The following is a 22460-nucleotide window of genomic DNA, read 5'->3' as shown; positions in this document are numbered from 1 at the left end:
GGGAGGAGTTATGAACACCCCAGTGCACCATCTGTCCACGGCGAACGAAGGCCGTCTCGCCTTGGAGGTGCGGCCCCGCCCGGACGCCACCGTGCTGGCCCTGGCCGGGGAGCTCGACCACGAGAGCGCCGAACCCGTGCGACGGGCCCTGGATGACGCCCGGCGGCGCGGAGGACGCCTGCTGGTGGACGTGAGCCGCCTGAACTTCTGCGATTCGACGGGGTTGAACGTGCTGCTGCGCGGCCGGGCCGCGATCCACGCGTCCCACGGCAGCCTGGAGCTGGTCGGCCTGCACCAACCGGTGGCCCGCATGTTCCACATCACCGGCGCGGACCGGCTGTTCCGGCTCCACCCCGACGTGGACGCGGCGCTGGCGGCTCCGCGCGCCACGGCGTAGCCGCGTGCCCGGACAGGTGCGGGCGGGCGGCGCGGACGGCGGTGTCAGTTCTCGGCGGTGTAGCGGATCCGCGCCCACAGGGGCAGTGCGAACCAGCACAGTAGGTACCAGGCGAACACCCCGCCGACGAGCCACGGCGCGAGGGCGTTGCTGGTAGCGACGCGCAGCACCAGGAAAAGGGCAGCGGTGCACGTGGCCAGCAGCAGGACGAGGCCCACGAGGGTCAGGCGCGCGGCCCACGCGACGGCCTCGGGCTTGATCCGCCGGCCCGCGACGATGCGGTGGAAGGCGACCGGCCCGATCAGCGCGCCCGTCGCCAGGGAACCCAGCACCACGGTCGCGATGTAGATCGCCTTGTCGGTCTGCGCCAGCCCGGGGAAGGCAGGGGTGAAGGCGACCGTGAGCAGAAAGCCGAAGAGGATCTGCACACCGGTCTGGGCGACCCGGATCTCCTGGATGAGCTCCTGCCACTGCCGGTCGGCGCGTTCCTCCGCGGTCTCGTCCCGACCTGCCCCACTGCCACCGGGCATCACGCCTCCCTCGAAACGGTGTGTGCGTCTGCGCCTACCCCGGGCCCGCGGCCTCATTCCGGGGCACTGGTGCGTACGGGTGGTGGGGCGCCCGCGCCTGGCCGCCCGGCCGGGCCGCCGGGTCTACCGTGGAAGGGTCCCGTAGCCGTGTCCGGCAGATGAGGTGGGCAGCTGTGTCGACATCGAGCCATGAGATGTCCGGTGCGCCGTGCTGGGTGAGCTTGATGGCCCGGGACCTGGTGGGCGCCCAGGGGTTCTACGGCGCGGTCCTCGGCTGGGATTTCCGGCCCACCAGCCTGGGCGACGGCGTCTCCGTCGCGTTCCAGAACGGGGCTCCCGTCGCGGGCATCGGTGCGCTGGCCGGGAGTCTCGGCATGCCGGTGACCTGGACGCCGTACTTCGCGGTCGAGGACGCCGATGTCACGGCGGGGCGGATCCGGGAGCGCGGGGCCACCATGTCGGTGGGCCCCCTCCCCTTCGGTACGGGACGCGCCGGTCTGGCCGCGGACCCCGCGGGGGCGGTGTTCGGGTTCTGGCAGGGCAGGGTCATCCCGGACTGGACCGTGGGCCATCACAGCGCTCCCGCGTGGCTGGAGCTGCGTACGCGCGACGCCTTCGCCGCGGCCATCTTCTACGGCGAGGTCCTCGACTGGGCCGGTGAACCGAAGGGCTGCTGCACCGTCTCCTACGAGCACGACCACGTCGTCCTGCGCCACGGCCGCGACGCCGTGGCGCGCATCAGCGGCGGGGCGGTCGACGAGGACCCCGACCCGCAGGTCCGTCCCCGCTGGCACGTGCACTTCCGCGTGCCGGACCTGGAGGCGGCGGTCGAGGCGGCCACCCGCATGGGCGGCCGGACCGCCTCGCCGGTGGGATCCTCCAGTTCCAGCCGGTGGGTCGTGCTCGCCGACACCGAGGGGGCGCTCTTCACCGTGGTCGCTCCGCAGGACTCCTCGCGCTGAGGCCGCCGAGGCGCCGGACGGCCGCCCGGCGCGGTCGCGGGGCCGGTCGTCAGAGGTCGTCAGAGGTCGTCAGAGGGTCGTCAGAGGTCGAGGGCCAGAAGAGCCTGCGCGACGAGTTCGGTGGGCGCCGGGTGGATCCAGTACGCGGACCGGGCGAGGGTCGCGGCGTCGATGCCCAGGGTCATCGCCAGGACGAGGGGCTGGATGAGCGTGGCGGCCTGCGGTCCCATCAGGTGGGCGCCGAGCAGGCGGCCGCTGCCGCGTTCGGCGAGGACCTTGCAGAAGCCGGTGGTGTCCTCCATCGCCCAGCCGTAGGCGACGTCCGCGTACCGGGCCTCGCCCACCAGGAGGTCGGTGCCCCGCTCACGGCACTCCTGCTCGGTGGCCCCGACGGAGGCGATCTGGGGGTGGCTGAAGACCGCCGCGGGCACCCGTTCGTGGTCGGCGGTGATCAGGTCGTCCGGGTGGCGGAGGTTGTGCGCGACGACCTCGGCCTCGCGGTTGGCGACGTGTTTGAGCGGGACCGGCGTACAGACGTCACCGAGCGCGAAGACGCCTTCCGCGGTGGTCCGCTGGTGCGCGTCGACGACGACGCGGCCGTCGTCGTGGGTGGCGATCTTCGCGGTGTCGAGGTCCAGCCGGTCGCTGTTGGGGATACGGCCCGCCGCGACCAGCAGCATGTCCGCCTCGACCGTCGCGCCGTCGTCCAGGGTCAGCCGCAGCGCGCCCGGGGCGCCGCCGACGGCGGTGACCTCCCGGCCGAGTCGCAGGTCGTAGCGGGTACGGGCCAGCTCGGTGAACCGCTCGGCGACGCTCTCGTCCTGGGGGCCGAGCAGGCGCTCCTCCTTCTCGACGATCACGACGGAGCTGCCGGCCGCGGCGAAGACCTCCGCGAGCTCGGCCGCGATGTAGCCGCCGCCGAGGACGGCCAGGCGGCGGGGCGGCGCGTCGATCCGCATGACCGAATCGGAGGTCTCGTACGGCAGCCCGGAGTCGGCCACGGGCGGTGGCACCAGCGGGCGGCTGCCGACGGCGATGACGATCTGCCCGGCGCTGATGTCCACCGGGCCGTCCGGCAGCTCGATCCGCAGCTCCAGGGGGGCGGTGAAACGCGCCGTGCCCTCGTAGACGGTGACGGAGTCCGCTTCGAGACGGCCCCGGCGGCCCTCCGCGCGCTCGGCGTCCAGGCGCCCGAACACGCGGTCCCGCATCGCCCGCCAGCGCACGGACCCCGGCCCGGCGTCCACGTCGTACCTACGGGCTTCGCCCACGGTCCGCGCGACCTCCGCGGTGTAGGCGTACATCTTGCTCGGGATGCAGCCCGCGTTCAGGCAGGTGCCGCCGAACCACCTCTCCTCGACGATCGCCACGTCGAGGCCGGCGAAGGAGTCGTCGATGACGGCATTGCCGGACCCCGCTCCGATGACGACGACGTCGTGGTGGCGGACAGCCCACCGGGCCGGGCCCTCGGAGGGGCGCGGCCCGGTGGGGTCGCTCGGACGCGGACGCACGCGTGTCACCGGCTACCAGTAGTGGCGTCGGCCGCCGACCGCGTGACCCACGGAACCCAGGATCCACAGCACGGCCCCGATCACGAGCAGGATGATGCCGATGGTCCACAGGATGGAGATTCCGGTCAGGAATCCGATGATCAGGAGGATAAGCCCGACGACAAGCATGGTGCCCTCGCTCTCACGTTGGGAACACAGCGGAAGAATTGACTCCGTCGTGTCGCTTCGGCTGGCGCCTACCCCCGAACGCCGTCTTTATCTGCGGGACACCCCCAGACCTTCGCGCGCGCCATCCCGCACGATCCGGTGACCCTCCGCGGGCGGCATCCCGCATGATCGGGACAGTGATCTCCGCACACGGCGGATCGGACACCTGGAGGATCCATGGCGCAGCGGGCCGGGCACGTCACACACCGGCTGGTCCCCACGCCCGCGGGCCGGACCCACCTGGTGGAGCAGGGCACCGGGCCGCTCGTGCTGCTCGTCCACGGTTTCCCCGAGTCCTGGTACTCCTGGCGCCACCAGCTGCCCGCCCTGGCGGCGGCCGGATACCGGGCCGTCGCCATCGACGTGCGCGGCTACGGACGCTCCTCCGCGCCCCACGCCACGGACGCGTACCGGATGCGCGAGCTGGTGGCGGACAACGCCGCGGTGGTGCGGGCGCTGGGTGAGCGGTCCGCGGTGGTCGTCGGCCACGACTGGGGGGCGAGCATCGCCGCCTCGTCCGCCCTGATCAGGCCGGACGTCTTCCGCGCGGTGGGGCTGCTGAGCGTGCCCTACGTCCCGCGCGGCGGGCCGCGGCCGAGCGAGCTGTTCGCGGCCATGGGCGGGGACGAGGAGTTCTACATCTCCTACTTCCAGGAGCCCGGGCGCGCGGAGGCCGAGATCGAGCCCGACGTGCGCGGCTGGCTCGCCGGTTTCTACGCCGCCCTCTCCGGGGACACCATGCACGGCCCCGGCATGCCCGCCCCGCACTTCGTCGCCCGGGACGGGCTGCTGCGCGACCGCTTCCCCGCCGACCGGTCGCCGTCCTGGCTCGGCGAGGGCGACCTCGACGTGTACGCCGGGGAGTTCGAGCGGACCGGCCTGCGCGGCGGGCTCAGCCGCTACCGGAACATGGACCGCGACTGGGAGGAGCTGGCCGAGTTCGACGGCGCGCCCCTCACGCAGCCCTCGCTGTTCATCGGCGGCGGCCGCGACGCCGCGACCGCCTGGCTGGCAGGTGCGATCGACGCGTACCCCACGACGCTGCCGGGGCTCTCGTCCTCCCACGTCCTCGAGGGCTGCGGCCACTGGATCCAGCAGGAACGCCCGGCCGAGACCAACCGGCTGCTGATGGAGTGGCTCGATTCCCTGCCCGGGTGAGGGAGCGGTGCGACGGGGCGGTGCGAGGGGGCGATGCGAGGGGCTCCCCCACCCTTGACGGTTGGTCTGGACCAACCGTACGTTGTGGGCGCGTCACCTCGTGTACACACGGCACGAAGGGAGCACCCCCATGACCGGACGGACCGTCCGCCTGCTCGGCGTCGCACTCGTGACGGCGTTCCTCGCCCAGTTACCCCCCGCGGCGGCGTCCCCCGCGCCGGCCGCGCCCGACACCTGCGCGGTGAAGCCGAAGCCCGCGGGCAAGGTTCTCCAGGGGTACTGGGAGAACTGGGACGGCGCCGCCAACGGCGTGCACCCGCCCCTCGGCTGGATCCCCCTCAACGACAGCCGCATCCGCGCGCACGGCTACAACGTGATCAACGCGGCCTTCCCCGTGATCCGTTCGGACGGCACCGTCCTGTGGGAGGACGGCATGGACAGAACGGTGAAGGTGGCGACCCCCGCCGAGATGTGCCAGGCGAAACAGGACGGCCTCACCCTGCTGATGTCCATCGGCGGCGCGGCGGCCGGCATCGACCTCGGCTCCGGCGCCGTGGCGGACCGGTTCGTGGCGACGATCGTGCCCCTCCTGAAGAAGTACAACTTCGACGGAATCGACATCGACATCGAGACCGGTCTCGTCGGCTCCGGCAGCATCACCACGCTCTCCGCCTCGCAGGCCAACCTGGTCCGCATCATCGACGGCGTGCTCGCGCAGATGCCCCCGGGTTTCGGCCTGACGATGGCCCCCGAGACCGCCTACGTCACCGGTGGCAGCGTGGCCTACGGCTCGATCTGGGGCGCCTACCTGCCGGTCATCAAGAAGTACGCGGACAACGGCCGGCTGTGGTGGCTGAACATGCAGTACTACAACGGCAGCATGTACGGCTGCTCCGGCGACTCGTACGCGGCGGGGACCGTCGCCGGATTCAAGGCCCAGACGGACTGCCTGGACCGCGGTCTGGTCGTCCAGAACACCACGGTCAAGGTGCCCTACGACAAACAGGTACCGGGCCTGCCGGCCCAACCGGGCGCCGGGGGCGGCTACATGCCCCCGAGTCTGGTCTCCCAGGCGTGGAGCCCCTACGGCGGCCGGCTCAAGGGACTGATGACCTGGTCCCTGAACTGGGACGGCTCGCGGAACTGGACCTTCGGTGACAACGTCCGGACGCTCCAGGGCCGCTGAGGCCCCGGGGAAGCGGTCCCGGGGCGGGGTCCGCGCCGACGGCCGGGACCCGTGTGTGAGCATGGCCCCTTTGGCACAACCGAACGTCATGGGGGGACCATGCGCACCCGTACCACCCTCGTCCCGGCCGGGCTCGCCACCGCGCTCGCGGCCGCACTCGTCCTGACCGGCTGCTCCGGGTCCGGTTCCGGCAGCGGCCCGCGCCCGAGCGGGAGCGGTACAGCCGCTTCCGCTCCGGCACCCGCCCCGCCCGCACCGGGCGGCGGCGCCGGATACGCGGGTCCCCGGCCGCAGGACCAGAACCTCCTCGCCTGGACCGGTGACCCCAATGACGCGGGGCACGTCACCGCCCAGTCCGCCGCCGGGGTGGGCGGCCGGGTGACCCTCGTACGGATCGTGCTGCGCGAGCGGATCACCTGGTCCAACGTCTGGCTGGGGCTGGCCGGGATCGACGCGAACGCCCACCTCTCCCACTGCCAGCTCGGCGTCTACGACGCGGCCGGCACCCTGCGCGCCTCGACCGCGGACATCTCGCCGCAGCTGATGACCGACGCGGTGGCCAAACCCCTGGCGCTGGCCCAGCCGTTCGACGCCGCGCCCGGCACCTACTTCATCGCCCTCCTGCTCAACGGCGAGTGGGCGACCAACGCCCTGACCTTCAAGTCCACGGGCGCCGGGATCTCGGTCAACGCGGGACTGACCCCGCCGAACCTCCGCTACAGCACCCTGCTGACCGGCCAGACCTCCCTGCCGGGCACGGTCAACCTCGCCGAGCAGTCCACCAGCACGATCAACACGGGCTGGGCCAGCCAGTGGTACGCCGTCTCCTGAGCCCGCTCCTCCCCTCGGTCCACGCCCCCGCGCCCTACTCCCCCGCGTCCTGCTCCCCCGCGTCCGGGCGGGGCAGCAGATAGCGGACGCCGTCCTCCCCGGAGCCAGCCTTCCGGAAGCCGAGGCGGGCCAGCACCGCGTGGGAGGGCAGATTGTCCTCCTCGACCGTGGCGTGCAGCTCCGTCAGAGCGGGCTGCCCGAAGGCCCAGCCCGCCAGGGCGCGCAGCGCCTCGGTGGCGTGGCCCGTGCCGCGGGCCGAGGGGACGAGGTCGTAGCCGACCTCCGCGTGGCCGTCGGGATCGGGTGCGCCGTGGAAGCCGACACCGCCGATCGCGCGGCGGTCGCTCAGCCGGACGATCGCGTACGGACCCCAGCCCGGGCGGTACTCCCCCACCTCCCGCGCCAGGCCCACCATGCCGGAGGCGATGCGGGTGCCTTCGCCCGGGCCGTCGTCGGGCCAGACGAACCCGCCGTCGCCGCCCGCGTACAGGTCGGCGGCGGCGGACGGACCGATCTCGCAGAGCACGACGCCGACGCCGGGGAGGGCGTCGTTGTACCAGCGCCACTCCCGCCGCCGGGGCAGCCCTGGGAGATCGGCCCGGCCGGTCGCCGCGAGCAGCGAGCCCCAGGGGCCGCCCTCGACGGAGCGCGGCGCGTGCGGGAAGAGCCGGTCGAGGATCAGCCGCGCCGTGTCCCCGGACGGCTGCCAGTCGGTGACCCCCAGGGCGTGCACGACGTCGCGGGTGTGCAGCGCGAGCTCGGCGGCCCCCATCGCGGCGAACCCGTCGGGGCCCGCCGGACCCGCCGGGTGCCAGGCCCGGGCGTCCTGGCCCGCGTCGCGGACGGCGGCGGACAGCAGCCGGCCGCTCGCCTCGACGAGGTCGGCCAGCCCCGTGGGGGCGGTCCGCGGAGCGGCGCCGACGGTCAGCGGAAGGCAGCCGCCGGTGACCCGCCCGGCCAGCTGCGCGGCGAAGCCGGTGAGGTCGCCGGCCAGGTGCACGACCGTGTCCCGGCAGCTCCACTCCAGCCCGGCCGCCGGGACGGACCAGTCGAGGTGCGCGACGGCCCGCAGCGCCCGCACGGCTTCCGAGACGGTGCGGTCGAGAGCGTGGGGGCCCATGGGTGTCATGCACCGACCCTAGGCCCCCGGGTCACGGGTTCCGGCCGCCGGTGGTGTACGAAGATCCTCGTGACCGAACAGATCCAGCCCCCGACCATCCGCGTGTTCATAGCGCTCGCCCCGCCCGACGACGCCAAAAACGAGCTGGCCCGGGAGCTGGGGCCGGCCTACCAGGCGTACCCGCGCATGCGGTGGAACCGGATCGAGGACTGGCACGTCACCCTGGCGTTCCTGGGCGAGCTGCCGGTGGCGACCGTGCCCTTGCTGCGGCCGCCGCTCGCCGCTCTGGCCGCGGCGCGTCGGCCCGTACGGCTGGCCATGCGCGGCGGCGGCCACTTCGACGAGCGGGTGCTGTGGAGCGGGATCGAGGGGGACCTCGAAGGGCTGCAGCAGCTCGCCACCGAGGTCCGGGGCGTGGTCAGGGAGTGTGGTGTGGTCTTCGCGGACCGGCCGCTGCGGCCGCACCTGACGCTGGCGCGGGCCCGGCGCGACGATCCGTCCAGCGTGGTGGAGGCCGCCACCGGACTCGCGGCGTTCACCGGCCGCCCGTGGCGGGCCGAACGCCTGCACCTGGTGGGCAGCAACATCGGCCGCGGCCCGGGGCCGATCCACTACCGCGACATCGAGGCGTGGGACTTCGGTGCCGGGGAGTGATGCCACGGCCGCCTCTTAAATGAGTCGTCCGCGCGCGGACCGGATGGGACGATCCGAGCGACGAGGACGTCTCCGAGAGGTGGCCGTGATGCCCGATGCCGTGCCCCGGTCGTACGGGCCCCCCGCCGATCCCGTGGTCGGGACGGCGGCCGGGTCGCTGCGCGGCACCCGGGAGGGGGGTCTGGCGGTCTTCCGGGGGATCCCCTTCGCCGAACCGCCCGTCGGCGCGCTGCGGTTCGCCGCGCCGCGGGCGGCGCGCGGGTGGGACGGGATCCGGGAGGCCCGGGCGTTCGGACCGCCGCCGCCGCAGGCCGGGGTGTTCGGGATGGACGCGCTGTCGCGGGAGGCGGCGGGGGACGACGACTGGCTGACGGTCAACGTCTGGTCGCCCGATCCGGGGCCGGCCGCGGGGCTGCCCGTGCTGGTGTGGATCCAGGGCGGCGCCTATGTGATCGGCACCTCCGGCCTCCCCGAGTACGACGGGGGCCGCCTCGCGCGCGAGGGCGGTGCCGTCGTGGTGACCTTCAACTACCGCGTGGGCGTCGAGGGCTTCGCGCGGATCGAGGGGGCGCCCGCCAACCGGGGCCTGCTCGACCAGGTCGCCGCGCTGGAGTGGGTGCGCGACAACATCCGGGCCTTCGGCGGGGATCCCGGCCGGGTCACGGTCTTCGGCGAGTCGGCCGGGGCCGGATCGGTCGCCTCGCTGCTCGCGATGGGGCGGGCCGGGGGGCTCTTCCAGCGGGCCGTGGCGCAGAGCGTGCCGGGCACGTTCTTCACGCCGGAGCTCGCCGCCGACATCGCCGGTGCCTGCGCCGCGGAGCTGGGGCTGCGGCCCACGGTGGCGGCGCTCTCGGCCGTCGACCCGGCCCGGCTGGCCGCCGCGGGTGACGCCGTCACCGCCGGGCTGCCGCGCCGGACGGAGCGGTGGGGCCTGCCGGCACACCGCTCGATCGCGTTCGCACCCGTCGTGGACGGCGAGGTCCTGCCCGTCACCCCGTGGCGGGCGCTGGCCGCCGGGGCGGGGCGGGGCGTCGACCTCCTCGTCGGCCACACGCGGGACGAGCAGCGGCTGTTCACCGCGATCGAGGGCTCGCTCGGCCGGGTGACCGAGGAGCAGGCCGCGCACGCCCTGGCGCTGTTCGCCCCCGGTCCGGACGGCGCGCGGCGCTACCGTGCGGCGTTCCCGGCCGCGGGCCCCGAGGAGCTGTACGAGCTGGTCCATTCGGACTGGCTGTTCCGCATGCCGTCCCTGCACCTCGCGCGGGCGCAGACGGCGGGGGGCGGCCGCGCCCACGTGTACGAGCTGACCTGGTCCGCGCCGGGCATGGGCGGCGCCCTCGGGGCCTGTCACGGTCTCGACGTTCCACTCGTCTTCGGCAACCTCGGCCACGGACAGGCCGCCGGTCTGATCGGCGACGACCTCGCCGCGCGGTCCGCGGCGGAGGTGGTGTCGGCGCACCTCCGGGGCGCGTGGACGGCGTTCGCCGCCCAGGGCGACCCGGGCTGGCCCGCGTACGACCCCGCGCGGCGCCCGACCCGGTGCTTCGACACGGAACCGATGACCGTCCCCTACCCCGAGGAAGCCTCCCGCCTGCTGTGGCAGGACCACGTCTTCGCACCCCTGCCCCTCGGTCCCTCCTAGGTCCTAGGCCGTCTCGTCCGCGGGGGGCTCGGTCGCGGGGGGCTCGGTCGCGGCCGGGTTCAGGACGCGGTCGAGGAAGTTCCTGGTCCGCTCGTGGGCGGGGGATCCGACCACCTGCGCCGCCGGTCCCTGTTCGACGATCACTCCGCCGTCCATGAACACGACCCGGTCCGCGACCTCGCGGGCGAAACTCATCTCGTGGGTGACGACCATCATCGTCATGCCCTCCCCCGCCAGCACCCGCATCACCGACAGGACCTCACCGACGAGTTCGGGGTCCAGCGCCGAGGTCGGTTCGTCGAACAGCATCACCTCCGGCCCCATCGACAGGGCCCGGGCGATCGCCACCCGTTGCTGCTGCCCGCCCGACAACTGGGCGGGAAAGGCATCGGACTTCTCGGCGAGACCGACCCGCTGGAGGTTCTCCCGGGCCGTGGCGGTGGCCCGCGCCCGGTCCCGGCCCAGGACGCGGCGCTGCGGCAGGGTGAGGTTGTCCAGCACGCTGACGTGCGGGAACAGGTTGAACTGCTGGAAGACCATGCCGATGCGGCGGCGTACGGCATCGATGTCGACGTCGGGGTCGGTGACCTCCGTACCGCCGACGAAGATCCGGCCGTCGCTGGGTTCCTCCAACAGGTTCACGCACCGCAGCAGCGTCGACTTGCCCGAGCCGGAGGGCCCGATGACGCACACGACCTCGCCGCGGGCGACCTCCAGGTCGATGCCGCGCAGGACGTGGTTGGCGCCGAAAGACTTGTGCAGTCCGCGGATCTCGATCTCCGGGCCGTCCGTCGCCATAGCGTCCCCCGCCTCTCTCTTCTGTGGCATCTCGTCCTCACGTGGCCTTGTCCGCGCGGGCTTCGAGCCGGCGCACCACGAAGCTCAGCGGCACGGTCACCAGGAGGTAGCACAAGCCCGCGACGAGGATCGGGGTGGAGTTGGCGGTCTGGCTGGCGAGGTCCCGGCCGAACTTCGTCAGCTCCCGCTCGTTCAGCGTCACGCCGAGGAACAGGACGAGCGAGGAGTCCTTGAACAGCAGGACCAGTTCGTTGGTGAGCGGCGGGATGACGATCCGGAACGCCTGCGGAATGATCACCGAGACCATGGCGCGGGCGTGCGAGAAGCCCAGCGAACGGGCCGCCTCCATCTGCCCCTTGGGCACCGCCTGGATACCGGCCCGAATCGTTTCCGCCATGTAGGCGGCGGCCACCAGTCCGAGGCCGATGGCGACCTTCCCGTACGTACCGCCGGGGATCTCCGTGCCGGGGAAGGCCAGGGGCACCGCCACCCCCACGAAGATGAAGATCAGCAGTGCGGGCAGACCGCGGAAGAGCTCGATGTAGACGCTCGCGACCCACCGGTACGGCGCCACGGACGAGAGCCGCATCATGGCGATGACCAGGCCGAGCACCAGGCCGAGGAGGAACCCGGACAGGGTGTAGACCACGGTGTTGCGCAGGGCCGTGGTGATGATCTCCGGGAAGAGCCGCAGCGCCAGGTCCTTCTGCGCGAACTGGTTCTGCAGCCGCCCCCAGTCGGCGGAGAAGCCGATCGCGATCAGTACGGCCGCGAAGAGCGCGTACTGGAGGCCCTGCGAGACGCGACGGCGCTGTCGGCGGGTCAGCCGAGAGGTCACGGCGCGGCCTGGGGCAGCGGGCCGATCCACTGCTCGTAGATCTTCTTGTAGGTGCCGTCGGCCTTGGCGTCGGTGATCGCCTTGTCGATGACGGCGACGAGGGCGGAATTGCCCTTCTTCACCGAGAAGCCGTACTGCTCGCCGGTCTGGATGTTCTGCCCGAGGGTGAACTCGGCCGCGTTCTTGGGGTCCTTGAGCCAGCCCTGGACGACCGGGTAGTCGATGACGACCGCGTCGACCTGGCCGGTGCGCAGTCCGTTCAGCACGGCGTCCGAACTCTCGAAGGCGACCGGGTCGAAGCCCTGGGCCTTGGCATAGCTCTCGCCGGTCGTCTCGGCCTGCGCGCCGAGCTTCTTGCCCTTCGCCTTGAGGTCGGCGAGTGAGGTGATCCCGCTCTTCTTGGTGGCGAGCAGCGCCTGGGTGGCGTCGAAGTAGGGGACGGAGAAGTCGACGTTCTTCTTGCGCTCGGCGGTGATCGTCATACCGGCGGCGGCGAGGTCGCACTCGCCGGAGTTGAGGAAGGCGCCGGTCTTGAAGTTCTCGAAGGGCGTGTCGAGGATCTTCTGCTCCACCTTGAGCCTGCTCGCGACCAGGTCGATGAGGGCCACGTCGAAACCGACGACCTTGCCGTCCTTCTCGAACTGGAACGGCGGGTAGGGCAGGTGGGTGCAGGTCGTCAGCTTGCCCTTCTCCACGACGGGCACGCCACCGGCCGCCTCCCCCGGGCCGCCGCCGCTGGAGGAGCACCCCGCGAGCAGGAAGGCACCCGCCACGGCGGTTCCGGCCGCGGCTCGGATGCGGAAGCTGCTGCGGCGACTGCGGTTTCCTCTGGCCGTCCGGAACACGGTTGACCTCCACGAATGCGGGCGGGTGGCGGTCGCGGGACGGGACCGTCCGCCGAGATCGTAAGCCACGGGCGGCGCCCGCCGAGGGATCTTCGGCGAGGCGTTCCGGGGGCGCCCAGCGGGATCCGGCCAGGACCGCGCGGCCTGCGGGCCCGCGCCGCCGCGCCGGTCCCCCGCATGGCCGCACGGCGCCGCGCCGGTGCGCGGCGGGGGAACCGCAGGTCGGGCCCGGAAGCCGGTTCCGCCGACGTCGGCGTTCACGCGGCCCTCGCGTCGACGCTCACCCGCGTTTTCCGGACACCGCCCGCGATCGCGCGGGGGCACGGACGGCGTACGTCTTCATCAGGTCGGCCACCGCGACCCGGCGGACCTTTCCGGCCGCGACGCTAGTCGTGCCGCACGTACGCCCCCGCGCGGGCGGCCGTCGCCGCGGTGGCGGCGGCGCGGTCGGCGGCGGCTTCGTCGAGCGGCAGGTCCGTGGTCAGGAACCGGTAGTACAGCGGGGCGGACACAGCGCGGATCACCTCATGGGGGTCGGTGCCCGCGGGCACCTCGCCGCGGGCGGCGGCCTGCCGGACGCACGGCGCCCACGCGTCGACGCGGGCGGCGTAGAAGCCGTGCAGGGCCTCCGCCGCTTGCGGGTCGCAGGTGGCGGCCGCGATCACCGCCTTGAACAGGGCGCCTTGCCGCGGGTCGGCCAGCGTCCGCCGCACCAGGCGGGCGTTGGCGGTGAGGTCCCCGAGCAGGGTGCCGGTCTCCGTCCGCGGCACGGACTGCTGCGCCATGTCCAGCAACAGGTCGGCCACGAGCCCGGTGACCGTGCCCCAGCGGCGGTAGACGGTCGTCTTCCCGACCTCCGCGCGGCGGGCGACGTCGGCGAGGTCCAGATGGGCGAAGCCCCGCTCGGCCAGGACGTCCCCGGCGGCCAGGAGCACCGCCGCCCGCACCCGGGCCGTGCGGCCCCCGGGGCGGGTGGCCGGTCCGGCTCCGGCCGCGTCGCCGGTCTCGTCGCCGGTCTCGTCGTCGGGGCCGGTGTCAGGACCGGTGTCTGGACCGGTGTCGGCGGACTTCATAACGGGACTCCTGTTCCATTAACGGTGGCGGCTTGCTAGGCTGACGCCATCTTAACGGAACCACAGACCCATTAAAAAGGTCCGTGGGCGAGAGGAGACACGTCATGGAATACAGGCGGCTGGGCGCGTCCGGACTTCAGGTTCCCGCGCTGAGCTTCGGCGCCGGTACCTTCGGCGGTAAGGGGCCGCTCTTCGGCGCCTGGGGCACCACGGGCGTCGAGGAGGCGCGACGCCTCGTGGACATCTGCGTCGACGCGGGGATCACCCTGTTCGACACGGCCGACGTGTACTCCGACGGCGCCTCGGAGGAGGTGCTCGGGGCCGCCCTCAAGGGCCGCCGGGACCAGGTGCTCATCTCCACCAAGGCCGGCCTGCCCACGGGCGACGGCCCGCGCGACGCCGGCTCCTCCCGCGCCCGCCTGATCACCTCCGTGGACGGCGCCCTGCGCCGCCTCGGCACCGACTACATCGACCTCTTCCAGCTGCACGCCTTCGACGCCGGAACGCCCGTCGAGGAGGTGCTCTCCACGCTGGACGACCTGGTGCGGGCCGGGAAGATCCGCTACCTCGGCATCTCCAACTTCTCCGGCTGGCAGGCGATGAAGTCGCTCGCCACCGCCGAGCGGCGCGGCCGGGAGCGCTACGTCGCCCACCAGGTCTACTACTCCCTCATCGGCCGCGACTACGAATGGGAGCTGATGCCGCTCGGGCTCGACCAGGGGCTCGGCGCCATCGTGTGGAGCCCGCTCGGCTGGGGCCGGCTCACCGGCAAGATCCGCCGGGGCCGGCCGCTGCCCGCCGGCAGCAGGCTGCACGACACCGCCGACTACGGTCCGCCGGTCGAGGACGAGCACCTGTACCGCGTGGTCGACGCCCTGGCCGACATCGCGGAGGAGACCGGCAAGGCCGTCCCCCAGATCGCCCTGCGGTGGCTGTTGCAGCGGCCGACGGTGTCCTCCGTCATCATCGGCGCGCGCAACGAGGAGCAGCTGCGCCAGAACCTCGGCGCCGTGGGCTGGACGCTCACCCCCGAGCAGATGGCGAAGCTCGACGCGGCGAGCAGCCGCACGGCCCCGTACCCGTACTTCCCCTACCAGCGCCAGGAGGGCTTCGCCCGCCTCAACCCTCCTGCCGTATAGCCGTGTTCACCACCCGAGGACGGTCAGTGCGTCTCGGGTACGGGCTGCCACGCGGGGCGGAGTCGCGCGGCGACGGCGGCGGCCTGGTCGAGGCCCGCCCGGTACGCCGGTTCCCACCTGGTCCGGTCGTTCGGGTTGGAGCCGATGGCGCGCACCGCCTCCGGATCCGGGACGACCCTCACGGACGTCGGCGCGCCCGCGGCCACCGGCCCCTGCTCGGACGACTCCTCGGCGGACCCGCGCGGCATCGGCTCGATCACGACCACCACCCGGGCCCCGGCCGCGAGGTCGGCGTTGGTCCCCGCGCGCAGGGCGCCGTCCATGTACGGCCGCCCCCGCACGGTCACGGGCGGCTCCGCCCCCGGGAAGGCGCTGCTCGCCGCCACCGCGTGGACCAGGGGCACCCCGCTGGTCCGGTCCCACACCACGGGCTCGCCCGAGGCCGCGTCCACGGCGGTGATCAGCAGTCCCCGCTCGGGCCAGGAGTCCGCGCCGATCAGGGCGGCGCGCGCCGCGAGCAGCGCCCGCTCGGCCTCCGGGTCGGCGTGATCGAGCGCGATCCGGCCGACGCGGCGCCGCGCCTCGCCGGGCTCCAGGCCGGGTGTGCCGAGTACGGCGAACACCGCGCCCAGCGCCGCCCTGTCCACCGCGCGCGGTGGCGCGGGAGGGCTGACGGCGCCCGGCCGACGCCCGGGGGCGGCGAGCCCGTCGAGGTCCTGGCCGGTGGCGACGAGGGCCGCGACGATCGCGCCCGCCGAGGTGCCGACGATCAGGTCGGCCTCACCGAGGTCCACTCCGGCGTGGCGCAGCCCGGCGGCCAGCCCAGCCGTCCAGGCGGTTCCGGGCACACCACCCGGACCCAGTACGAGTGCGCGGTCCGGTGCCTGCGGGGCCACTGGGGTCATGGCGACGCCTCCTGTCTGCGGGGATGATCAACGCAATCCGACGCTACGACCTCAAGCGGGCTTCAGGTCAACCGGGTGATATACAACGCCGCTTGAGAATCCGTCAGCTCGCTCCCGTCGACCGGCACCCTCAGCGCGCGTCACGCGAACGGGACGTGGCGCGCCGCAGGGCCGTGGCGGCGCGGATCTCCTCGGTGGCCGCGCGGAACGCGGGGGCGGCGCGCGTGAAGTAGTCGAAGAGCACGGCCTGTTGCTCGGGCGAATAGCCGCCGATCAGCTCCGCGACGTGCCGCCGGGCCGGGCCCACCACGTCCTCGATGCGGTCCAGGGCGTCGGGCACGGGCTCCACGATGACCCGGCGCCGGTCGGCCGGATCGGCGGCGCGGCGGGCGTATCCGGCGCGCTCGAGGCGGTCGATGAGGCGGGTCGTCGCCCCGGTGGTCAGCCCGGTGCGCGCGGCGAGTTCACCCGAGGACAGACTCCCCTCCAGGGTGATGAGGCTGAGGGCGTACCACTCCGAGGTGTGCAGCCCGGCCGCCTCGGCGCTGGCCAGCCCCTGGAGACCCACCGCGTCCAGGTACTGGACACCTAGACGTCCAAGCGCCCGACGAAGCTCAGCAAGATCCAGACCTACACCCTCGTCCTCGAGGGCGACGGCGAGTGGCGGATCGCGGCCTTCCAGAACACCAAGCGCCGACCATTCATGGAGAAGGCCTCCTTCACCCTCGCCCCCGGCCTGATCCCCACGGCCGGACGGTGACCGCACGGCACGCCCTGACCATCCCGATCGGAGAGCACGCACACGATGGACCTCACCCCGCCTTCTTCGACGAGCACGGCCGCCTCGACGCCGTCGAGCGGTGGTGGCCGGGTGAGGGCCGGGCCACGAGCACGCACGTACCGCTCGGCGGGCACGACGTGTTCCTCGCCACCCCCGAGGGGAAACGGAAGTAGTTCGAATTTTAGTAGTTCGAATTTGAACTGTATGCTGTGACCGTACACATCGAGCCATGCCCTTCGAGCCACACGGGAGCTTGCCGCCATGTCCGTCCGCCGTCTGAACCATGCCGTGCTCTGGATCCGTGAGGTCGAGCGGTCCGTCGCCTTCTACTCCGACGTCTTCGGCTTCCAGGTCGACCACCTGATCCCCGGCCGCGCCGCCTTCCTGAGCGCGCCGGGCAGTCTCAACGACCACGACCTCGGGCTGTTCGCCATCGGCGCCGACGCGCCCGGCCCCGAGCAGGGCCGGGTCGGGCTCTACCACCTGGCCTGGGAGGTCGGCACCCTCGGCGAGCTCGCGGAGCTGGGCCGCAAGCTCACCGAGCTCGGCGCGCTGGTCGGCGCCACGGACCACCTGGTCTCCAAGTCCTTCTACGCCAAGGACCCGGACGGCAACGAGTTCGAGCTGATGTGGCGCGTCCCCCGCGAGGACTGGCCGGGCGCGGACTCCGACCTGCGCTCCGGCGCGCTCGACCTGCCGGCCGCGATCGCCCGCTGGGGCGCGGACCTCGCGACGGGTTCGGCGGCGGGCTCCGCCAGCTGACCCCCTGGGCGCCCCGCTCCGCACCCCGGGATCAGGGCGCCGAAGGGGTGCTGGAAGGGGACGGCCCGGTGGTGCCGGGGGCGTAGGGCCAGGTGGTGTCGTAGCCGGGCGAGGTCGTGGGCTCCGGGGTGGGCTCCGGAGCGAACGGGCCCGCCCGGTTGGCCATGAGGACCAGCATCGTCCCGGTGAGGAGCAGGGCGAGGACGATCAGGACACGTCCGACGGAGTTGCGGGGGTTGGCGTAGTAGTGGTTGGTTCCCCACCTGCTGCGCTTGAAGACCGGCTCGTCATCGGGATGCACGGCTGCGGCTCGTTCCTCTGTCGGGCGGACCCTCACGCGAGGGCGGGGCGGACCGGACCAATCTAAAGGGTCATCCGCGGCGGCCGGCGGGCGCCCGAGCTTGGACCGACGGGATCACTCCGTCACGGGCATGCACTCGGCGAGCAGGTCGACGACATCGCGCCAGGCCCGCCGCGCGTGGCGTGGGTGGTGGCCGACGCCGGGGACCGTGGGGTGGTCGACCGGCGGGTGGTGGAAGGCGTGCAAGGCGCCGCCGTAGACCACGAGGCGCCAGTCGACGCCCGCGGCCTGCATCTCGGCGGTGAACGCGTCCCGCTGCGCGGGCGGCATGATCGGGTCTTCCGACCCGACCCCGGCCCACACCGGGCAGCGGATGCGCGCCGCCTCGCCCGGTCGGCCCGTGGTCAGTGCGTTGACCGTCCCGATCACGCGCAGGCCTGCGCCGCCCCGCCCGAGTTCCAGCCCGACGGCGCCCCCGGTGCCGTAGCCGACGGCACCGATCCGGTCGGGGTCGGTCCGCGGTTCGGTGCGCAACACGTCCAGCGCCGCACGGCCGATGCCCCGCATCCGGTCGGGGTCGGCGAGCAGCGGCATGCAACGGGCCAGCATCTCCTCGGGGTCACCCAGATAGCGCCCGCCGTGGAGGTCGAAGGCCAGCGCCACATATCCCAGCTCGGCGAGAGCGTCGGCCCGGCGGCGCTCGACGTCGCTGAGCCCCATGCCCTCGGGTCCGAGCAGCACCGCGGGCCGGCGGTCGACACCGGCCGGGAGCGCGAGGTGCCCGATCATCGTCGATCCGTCGGCCGGGTACTCGACCGTGCGCGTGGTGATCGTCGTCATGGGACCGGACCGTACTGATCGTCCGGCCCGGCCGGACCCGGGTTCGCCGCCGGCGGAACAGCGCCCGGCACGGGGCCGCTCAGCGGACCGCCGCCGGGGACGAGCCGCCCGGGACGGTCAGGCGGGCGGCGCCGGTACCGTCCGCGGGGACCGTCCAGATGTCGCTCGCCCGGCCGTCCGCTCCCGGCAGCGCGTAGGCGAGCGTGCCGTCGTCCAGCCAGGCCGCCTGGTCGTCGACGCTGCGCGTCTCGGCGAGCGCGGTCTCCCGCATGGACCCCAGGTCGAGGACGTACAGCCGCCAGGGCGCGGCCGGGTCCTCGGACACCTTCTTCTTGAAGGCGAGCCTGGTGTTGTCGGGCGAGAGCGAGGGGCACTCGACGTTCTCCCGCAGCACGCGCGCCGACCACTCCCCCATGTCGCCCTCCACCAGGTGGGTCCGGCCCTTGCTGGAGACGGTCGCGAAGAAGCGGTTGTCGTCGCGGGCGAAGGTCACCCCCCAGAAGTTGACGTCGGGTGCGAAGTAGCGGGCGCCGTCGAGGGTGAGCGGGATCTGTTCCATGGACGTGACGAGGTACCCGGTGCGCAGGTCGAGGATGGCGGTCCGGGTGGAGAAGGCGCTGGTGGCGTACGAATCCCCGCTCGCGAACACCGTCCAGGACAGCATCCGCCCCGAGGCCGAGACCCGGGCCCGGTTGGGGACCCCCGGCACGGTGACCCGGCGGACCTCGCGCAGCTGCCGGTCGAGCACGATCGCGTAGGTCTTGGGCAGCACCCCGGGCTCGGCCCGCAGGCAGAGGGCCGTGTCGGCGGCGGCGTAGAAGCGGTCGCAGGAGGGGCCTCCGGGGGCGCGCCCGTCGGCGGTACCGGTGGCGGGCGCGTCGGAGGGTGCCGGAAGCGGGCGGTGCGCGATGCGGCCGGTGGTGGGGTCCCGGAAGTACAGGGCGGGCCCGTCGAGGGTGAACGAGGCATCGGCGGTGGCCGCCCGGGCCGCCGGACGCTGCCCGGTGTGCAGGACGTACCCGGTGGCGCCGCCCATGAGCAGCACCGCCGCGGTCACCATGATGGCGGTGCGGGCCCGGGGGCCCGGCCTGGTTCCGGGCGCGGCGGCCTCGGTACGGTCGTCGGTCATGCGGGTCGCCTCTCGGGAGCGGACGGGGTGCGCGGAAGCAGCAGCCAGCCGCCCACGAGCGCGGCGCACAGGAGCGAAAGGGCGGCCCACAGCGCGGGGTTCGGCCCCCACACCGTCCACAGGGCGCCGAAGCCCACTCCGGCGAGCATCTTGGCCAGCGCCTGGCCGGTCTGGAGCAGGGCGAGTCCGCCCGCCGTGCCGTCGGCGGGCAGCACGGGACCGGTGAGGGCCATCAGCACCCCGTCGGTGGTGGCGTAGAAGGTGCCGAGCAGGATGAGGACGGGCAGCAGCAGGAGCGGCGCCGGGGCGTCGCCGAGCGGGACGAGGAGGGCGGCGTACACGCCGAGCAGGGCGAAGTGCCCGTACAGGAAGGGCAGTCGGCGCCCGATGCGGTCGGCGATCCGGCCCGCCGGGACCGCGAGCAGCAGGTAGGCGGCGGCTCCGCCGAGCGGCAGGAGCGGGAACCAGCCGACGGGCAGGGCGAGTCGGCGCTGGAGCAGGAGGTAGACGAACGCGTCGCCGACGGTGGCGGCGCCGAGCAGGGCGGCGGCCGCGAGGATGCGCCGGAAGATGGGGTCGCGGAGCGCCGCGAAGGTGCGGCCGGTACGGAGGGTGCGGCCGGTGCCGAAGGTGGGGCCGGTACGGGGAGCCGGGCGCGCGGTCGGTTCCGGGCGGTGCCCGGGCACGTACAGGACCAGGAGCAGTACCCCCAGCAGGCCGACGCAGAAGCTGACGACGAACACCGCGTCGTAGGCACCGGCCGTCGCCCCCAGCAGGGCGAAGGCGGCGAGCGGGCCGAGCAGCGCGCCCGTGGTGTCCATCGCCCGGTGCACGCCGAAGGACCGGCCGAGCGCCTCGGGCGGGCTGCTCAGGGTGATGAGGGCGTCGCGGGGCGCCGTCCGGATGCCCTTGCCGACGCGGTCGGTGGCGAGGGCGGCGGCGATCCCGGCGGTGGCGCCGCCGGCGAGCAGCAGGCCGAGCCGGGAGCAGGCGGAGAGGGCGTAGCCGATCCCGGCGACGCGTTTGTGCCGGTGGCCGCGGTCGGCGGCGTGTGCGCCGAGCAGCCGGACGAAGGAGGTGGCGCCGTTGAAGAGGCCGTCGAGGAAGCCGAATTGGAGGGGGGACAGACCCAGTCCGAGGACCAGGTAGAGCGGCAGCACCGCCGTGACCATCTCGGAGGAGATGTCGGTGACGAGGCTGACCGCACCGAGTGCCAGGACGGTGCCGGGGACGCGCCGGCCCGCCCCTGTGGTGAGGGGAGGGACCGACGCGTCCCGGCGGCCTGTGGTCGCCAGGTACATCAGTGGCAGGTGTACTTCGGGCTGGTGTCCTTGGCCTTGCCGTCGGTGCCGACGTAGGTCCAGCTGTAGCCGGAGTCGGTGAAGTCGAGCTTCAGCACGCCGTACTGGCCGCTGATCCGCTTCTGGCTGTTGGGCTGGACGTTCTCGATGGGGTACGGCTCGGCGCCGCCCATGCCGCCGACGATCTCGGTGATGCCGTCGGCCGTGGCCTTGCCGTTCGGGTCCTGCGGGGCGAACCGCTCGTAGTGGTGGTCGTGCCCGTTGAGGACGAGGTCGGCCTTGGCCGCGTAGAGGATGTTCCAGACGGGCTTGCTGACGGGATCGTTTCCGTGGCCGCCCGAGGAGTACAGCGGGTGGTGCCAGTAGGCGGCGATGCACTGCTTGCCGTTCTTGGCGAGGTCGGCCTTCAGCCAGTCGATCTGGGCACTCTGGTCGAAGGAGTTGGAGTCGAGGGCGATGAAGTGCCAATTGCCTTCGTCGAAGCTGTAGTAGCTCTTGCCCTGGGGGTAGGCGATGGACCCGAAGTAGGACTTGTAACCGGAGAGGGACCCGGCCGGATCGTAGGTCTCGTGGTTGCCGGGCACCGGGTGCGTCTTGTCCTTGAAGGTGCCCCAGGTCTTGTCGTAGTAGGCCTTGTAGTCCGAGATCCGGGCGTCGTCGTACTGGTTGTCGCCCATCGTCAGGTAGAACTTCGGGTCCAGCCGGCGGGCCAGCGCGGCGGTCTTGGGGTGCGCGCAGGAGCTGTCGGAGGCGGTGCACTGGGCGGCGATGTCACCGGCGGCGACCACGCTGAAGGCACCGGTGGGCGGGGTGCCGCCGTCGATGCTGCCGTACACCTCCACCTCGTGCAGCGAGTAGCCGTACGAGGTGCCGCGCGCGGTTCCGTAGACGCGCAGGTAGCGGCCCTTGCCGGCGAGGCCGGGCCAGTCGTCGGTGCCGCCGTTGCCCGCGGTCTCGTCGGCGAGGCGCGTCCAGGTGGTGCCGTCGGCGGATATCTCGACCCGGTAGGCCTTGGCGTAGGCGGCCTCCCACGTCACCGATACGCGGGTGACGTCGGCGTTCGCGCCGAGGTCGACGCGGATCCACTGCGGATCCTTGCCCTCGACGCTCGCCCAGCGGGTGGCCGGGTCGCCGTCGAAGGCGTTCTGCGGGCCGAGGGCGGAGGTTTCGGAGGAGGACGCGGTGGCGGGCTTGCCACGCGAGATGAGGGGGTCGGCGGCCGCCCCGGCCCGTTCGGGCAGGGCGAGCAACAGGCCACCGACGAGGAGGAGTACGGCGGCGACCAGGGTCACCGTGCCGCGCCGTGCGGGCGCGGGTACTGAGGCGTTCAGGCGCATCCTTGGGGGCTCCTGCACTGGGGGAGTGAGAGCTTGGCACCGTGCGTGGCACCGCCCGCCTGCCCGGATGCGGGCAGGGAGCGGCGCCACGGCGGCCGGGTCAGAGCTCTCGCTGAGCGCGTCATGCCCGCATCACACGGGCACCGCGCCGAGCCGCCGCCGGGAATGCTAGCGAACAGGAAAGTTTCCTACCAGTCCCTTGGCGCCCCTTCC

The 22460-nt window shown here is 73.3% G+C and carries 25 protein-coding genes; 10 read left to right on the top strand and 15 right to left on the bottom strand.

Annotated features, from left to right (window positions below):
• Positions 1 to 10 precede the first annotated feature (10 nt).
• Positions 11 to 397, top strand: coding sequence for an STAS domain-containing protein (locus ABT084_RS02615; RefSeq protein WP_351037824.1), 387 nt, complete (start codon positions 11 to 13; stop codon positions 395 to 397).
• A gap of 44 nt (positions 398 to 441) precedes the next feature.
• On the opposite strand, the gene ABT084_RS02610 is transcribed toward ABT084_RS02615, so the two are convergent.
• A complete protein-coding gene (locus ABT084_RS02610; protein WP_351037823.1) occupies positions 442 to 927 on the bottom strand; it encodes a DUF6328 family protein in 486 nt (161 codons plus the stop codon).
• Between the two features lie 224 nt (positions 928 to 1151).
• Between ABT084_RS02610 and ABT084_RS02605 the strand changes: the two genes are divergently transcribed.
• A complete protein-coding gene (locus ABT084_RS02605; RefSeq protein ID WP_351037822.1) occupies positions 1152 to 1889 on the top strand; it encodes a VOC family protein in 738 nt (245 codons plus the stop codon).
• 80 nt (positions 1890 to 1969) lie between these two features.
• Here the strand turns inward: ABT084_RS02605 and ABT084_RS02600 are convergent, their stop codons facing one another.
• A complete protein-coding gene (locus tag ABT084_RS02600) occupies positions 1970 to 3400 on the bottom strand; it encodes a mycothione reductase (RefSeq protein ID WP_351037821.1) in 1431 nt (476 codons plus the stop codon).
• A gap of 12 nt (positions 3401 to 3412) precedes the next feature.
• The gene (locus ABT084_RS02595) at positions 3413 to 3568 is read right to left on the bottom strand and encodes a DUF6131 family protein (protein WP_351037820.1); all 156 of its coding nucleotides are present in this window, start codon (positions 3566 to 3568) and stop codon (positions 3413 to 3415) included.
• A 216-nt stretch (positions 3569 to 3784) separates the two neighbouring features.
• Here ABT084_RS02595 and ABT084_RS02590 point away from each other — a divergent pair, with 216 nt between their 5' ends.
• The 3 genes from ABT084_RS02590 (at position 3785) to ABT084_RS02580 (ending at position 6782) form a co-directional block, all read left to right on the top strand.
• Positions 3785 to 4765, top strand: coding sequence for an alpha/beta fold hydrolase (locus ABT084_RS02590; protein ID WP_351037819.1), 981 nt, complete (start codon positions 3785 to 3787; stop codon positions 4763 to 4765).
• 130 nt (positions 4766 to 4895) lie between these two features.
• Positions 4896 to 5951, top strand: coding sequence for a chitinase (locus ABT084_RS02585; RefSeq protein ID WP_351037818.1), 1056 nt, complete (start codon positions 4896 to 4898; stop codon positions 5949 to 5951).
• A 99-nt stretch (positions 5952 to 6050) separates the two neighbouring features.
• Positions 6051 to 6782, top strand: a complete 732-nt coding sequence (locus ABT084_RS02580) for a hypothetical protein (protein ID WP_351037817.1) — start codon at positions 6051 to 6053, stop codon at positions 6780 to 6782.
• 34 nt (positions 6783 to 6816) lie between these two features.
• On the opposite strand, the gene ABT084_RS02575 is transcribed toward ABT084_RS02580, so the two are convergent.
• Positions 6817 to 7911, bottom strand: a complete 1095-nt coding sequence (locus ABT084_RS02575) for a GNAT family N-acetyltransferase (RefSeq protein WP_351037816.1) — start codon at positions 7909 to 7911, stop codon at positions 6817 to 6819.
• A gap of 60 nt (positions 7912 to 7971) precedes the next feature.
• Here ABT084_RS02575 and thpR point away from each other — a divergent pair, with 60 nt between their 5' ends.
• Both thpR and ABT084_RS02565 read left to right on the top strand, forming a co-directional pair.
• Positions 7972 to 8556, top strand: coding sequence for an RNA 2',3'-cyclic phosphodiesterase (thpR, locus tag ABT084_RS02570; RefSeq protein ID WP_351037815.1), 585 nt, complete (start codon positions 7972 to 7974; stop codon positions 8554 to 8556).
• 88 nt (positions 8557 to 8644) lie between these two features.
• On the top strand, positions 8645 to 10198 hold the full coding sequence (locus tag ABT084_RS02565) for a carboxylesterase/lipase family protein (protein WP_351037814.1): 1554 nt from the start codon (positions 8645 to 8647) through the stop codon (positions 10196 to 10198).
• Between the two features lie 3 nt (positions 10199 to 10201).
• Here the strand turns inward: ABT084_RS02565 and ABT084_RS02560 are convergent, their stop codons facing one another.
• From ABT084_RS02560 to ABT084_RS02545, 4 genes are all read right to left on the bottom strand, one after another.
• Positions 10202 to 10996, bottom strand: a complete 795-nt coding sequence (locus ABT084_RS02560; RefSeq protein WP_351037813.1) for an amino acid ABC transporter ATP-binding protein — start codon at positions 10994 to 10996, stop codon at positions 10202 to 10204.
• Between the two features lie 37 nt (positions 10997 to 11033).
• Positions 11034 to 11834 carry an amino acid ABC transporter permease gene (locus ABT084_RS02555; protein ID WP_351037812.1) on the bottom strand — a complete coding sequence of 267 codons (801 nt, stop codon included), beginning with the start codon at positions 11832 to 11834 and terminating at the stop codon, positions 11034 to 11036.
• A complete protein-coding gene (locus ABT084_RS02550) occupies positions 11831 to 12631 on the bottom strand; it encodes an ABC transporter substrate-binding protein (protein ID WP_502968824.1) in 801 nt (266 codons plus the stop codon). Before ABT084_RS02550 ends, ABT084_RS02555 begins: the two co-directional genes overlap by 4 nt.
• A gap of 434 nt (positions 12632 to 13065) precedes the next feature.
• Positions 13066 to 13752 carry a TetR/AcrR family transcriptional regulator gene (locus tag ABT084_RS02545; protein ID WP_351037810.1) on the bottom strand — a complete coding sequence of 229 codons (687 nt, stop codon included), beginning with the start codon at positions 13750 to 13752 and terminating at the stop codon, positions 13066 to 13068.
• Between the two features lie 104 nt (positions 13753 to 13856).
• On the opposite strand from ABT084_RS02545, the gene ABT084_RS02540 reads away from it, so the two are divergent.
• Positions 13857 to 14891: an aldo/keto reductase gene (locus tag ABT084_RS02540; RefSeq protein ID WP_351037809.1), complete on the top strand. Its 1035-nt coding sequence runs from the start codon at positions 13857 to 13859 to the stop codon at positions 14889 to 14891.
• 23 nt (positions 14892 to 14914) lie between these two features.
• Here ABT084_RS02540 and ABT084_RS02535 read toward each other — a convergent pair whose 3' ends face one another.
• Together ABT084_RS02535 and ABT084_RS02530 are read right to left on the bottom strand one after the other, a co-directional pair.
• Positions 14915 to 15796, bottom strand: coding sequence for a patatin-like phospholipase family protein (locus ABT084_RS02535; RefSeq protein ID WP_351037808.1), 882 nt, complete (start codon positions 15794 to 15796; stop codon positions 14915 to 14917).
• Positions 15797 to 15926: 130 nt separating this feature from the next.
• Positions 15927 to 16364, bottom strand: coding sequence for a MarR family winged helix-turn-helix transcriptional regulator (locus ABT084_RS02530; protein ID WP_351037807.1), 438 nt, complete (start codon positions 16362 to 16364; stop codon positions 15927 to 15929).
• A gap of 188 nt (positions 16365 to 16552) precedes the next feature.
• Between ABT084_RS02530 and ABT084_RS02525 the strand changes: the two genes are divergently transcribed.
• Complete coding sequence (locus tag ABT084_RS02525) at positions 16553 to 16750, top strand: hypothetical protein (protein WP_351037806.1); 198 nt, start codon at positions 16553 to 16555, stop codon at positions 16748 to 16750.
• Between the two features lie 88 nt (positions 16751 to 16838).
• Complete coding sequence (locus tag ABT084_RS02520) at positions 16839 to 17339, top strand: VOC family protein (RefSeq protein WP_351037805.1); 501 nt, start codon at positions 16839 to 16841, stop codon at positions 17337 to 17339.
• Between the two features lie 31 nt (positions 17340 to 17370).
• Here ABT084_RS02520 and ABT084_RS02515 read toward each other — a convergent pair whose 3' ends face one another.
• The 5 genes from ABT084_RS02515 to ABT084_RS02495 all read right to left on the bottom strand — a co-directional run bounded on the left by ABT084_RS02515 (position 17371) and on the right by ABT084_RS02495 (position 22247).
• Positions 17371 to 17640 (bottom strand): hypothetical protein, encoded by a 270-nt coding sequence (locus ABT084_RS02515; RefSeq protein ID WP_351037804.1) that lies wholly within the window; start codon positions 17638 to 17640, stop codon positions 17371 to 17373.
• 114 nt (positions 17641 to 17754) lie between these two features.
• On the bottom strand, positions 17755 to 18480 hold the full coding sequence (locus tag ABT084_RS02510) for a dienelactone hydrolase family protein (protein ID WP_351037803.1): 726 nt from the start codon (positions 18478 to 18480) through the stop codon (positions 17755 to 17757).
• Positions 18481 to 18559: 79 nt separating this feature from the next.
• A complete protein-coding gene (locus tag ABT084_RS02505; protein ID WP_351037802.1) occupies positions 18560 to 19609 on the bottom strand; it encodes a TolB family protein in 1050 nt (349 codons plus the stop codon).
• Complete coding sequence (locus tag ABT084_RS02500) at positions 19606 to 20910, bottom strand: MFS transporter (protein ID WP_351037801.1); 1305 nt, start codon at positions 20908 to 20910, stop codon at positions 19606 to 19608. The genes ABT084_RS02505 and ABT084_RS02500 overlap by 4 nt, the downstream gene beginning before the upstream one ends.
• Positions 20910 to 22247, bottom strand: a complete 1338-nt coding sequence (locus ABT084_RS02495) for a discoidin domain-containing protein (protein ID WP_351037800.1) — start codon at positions 22245 to 22247, stop codon at positions 20910 to 20912. The genes ABT084_RS02500 and ABT084_RS02495 overlap by 1 nt, the downstream gene beginning before the upstream one ends.
• Positions 22248 to 22460 lie beyond the last annotated feature (213 nt).

Origin of the sequence: Streptomyces sp. NPDC002138, assembly GCF_040296485.1 — a bacterium.
Lineage (GTDB): Bacteria > Actinomycetota > Actinomycetes > Streptomycetales > Streptomycetaceae > Streptomyces.
This window is presented reverse-complemented; position numbering and strand designations above follow the sequence as displayed.

Coding starts and splice junctions, on each gene's coding strand:
- ABT084_RS02615 (WP_351037824.1), top strand. CDS start 11: ATGAACACCCCAGTGCACCATCTGTCCACGGCGAACGAAGGCCGTCTC.
- ABT084_RS02605 (WP_351037822.1), top strand. CDS start 1,152: ATGGCCCGGGACCTGGTGGGCGCCCAGGGGTTCTACGGCGCGGTCCTC.
- ABT084_RS02565 (WP_351037814.1), top strand. CDS start 8,645: ATGCCCGATGCCGTGCCCCGGTCGTACGGGCCCCCCGCCGATCCCGTG.
- ABT084_RS02575 (WP_351037816.1), bottom strand. CDS start 7,911: ATGACACCCATGGGCCCCCACGCTCTCGACCGCACCGTCTCGGAAGCC.
- ABT084_RS02580 (WP_351037817.1), top strand. CDS start 6,051: ATGCGCACCCGTACCACCCTCGTCCCGGCCGGGCTCGCCACCGCGCTC.
- ABT084_RS02590 (WP_351037819.1), top strand. CDS start 3,785: ATGGCGCAGCGGGCCGGGCACGTCACACACCGGCTGGTCCCCACGCCC.
- ABT084_RS02520 (WP_351037805.1), top strand. CDS start 16,839: ATGTCCGTCCGCCGTCTGAACCATGCCGTGCTCTGGATCCGTGAGGTC.
- ABT084_RS02585 (WP_351037818.1), top strand. CDS start 4,896: ATGACCGGACGGACCGTCCGCCTGCTCGGCGTCGCACTCGTGACGGCG.
- ABT084_RS02535 (WP_351037808.1), bottom strand. CDS start 15,796: ATGACCCCAGTGGCCCCGCAGGCACCGGACCGCGCACTCGTACTGGGT.
- ABT084_RS02545 (WP_351037810.1), bottom strand. CDS start 13,752: ATGAAGTCCGCCGACACCGGTCCAGACACCGGTCCTGACACCGGCCCC.
- ABT084_RS02495 (WP_351037800.1), bottom strand. CDS start 22,247: ATGCGCCTGAACGCCTCAGTACCCGCGCCCGCACGGCGCGGCACGGTG.
- ABT084_RS02540 (WP_351037809.1), top strand. CDS start 13,857: ATGGAATACAGGCGGCTGGGCGCGTCCGGACTTCAGGTTCCCGCGCTG.
- ABT084_RS02510 (WP_351037803.1), bottom strand. CDS start 18,480: ATGACGACGATCACCACGCGCACGGTCGAGTACCCGGCCGACGGATCG.
- ABT084_RS02610 (WP_351037823.1), bottom strand. CDS start 927: ATGCCCGGTGGCAGTGGGGCAGGTCGGGACGAGACCGCGGAGGAACGC.
- ABT084_RS02595 (WP_351037820.1), bottom strand. CDS start 3,568: ATGCTTGTCGTCGGGCTTATCCTCCTGATCATCGGATTCCTGACCGGA.
- ABT084_RS02505 (WP_351037802.1), bottom strand. CDS start 19,609: ATGACCGACGACCGTACCGAGGCCGCCGCGCCCGGAACCAGGCCGGGC.
- ABT084_RS02560 (WP_351037813.1), bottom strand. CDS start 10,996: ATGGCGACGGACGGCCCGGAGATCGAGATCCGCGGACTGCACAAGTCT.
- ABT084_RS02500 (WP_351037801.1), bottom strand. CDS start 20,910: ATGTACCTGGCGACCACAGGCCGCCGGGACGCGTCGGTCCCTCCCCTC.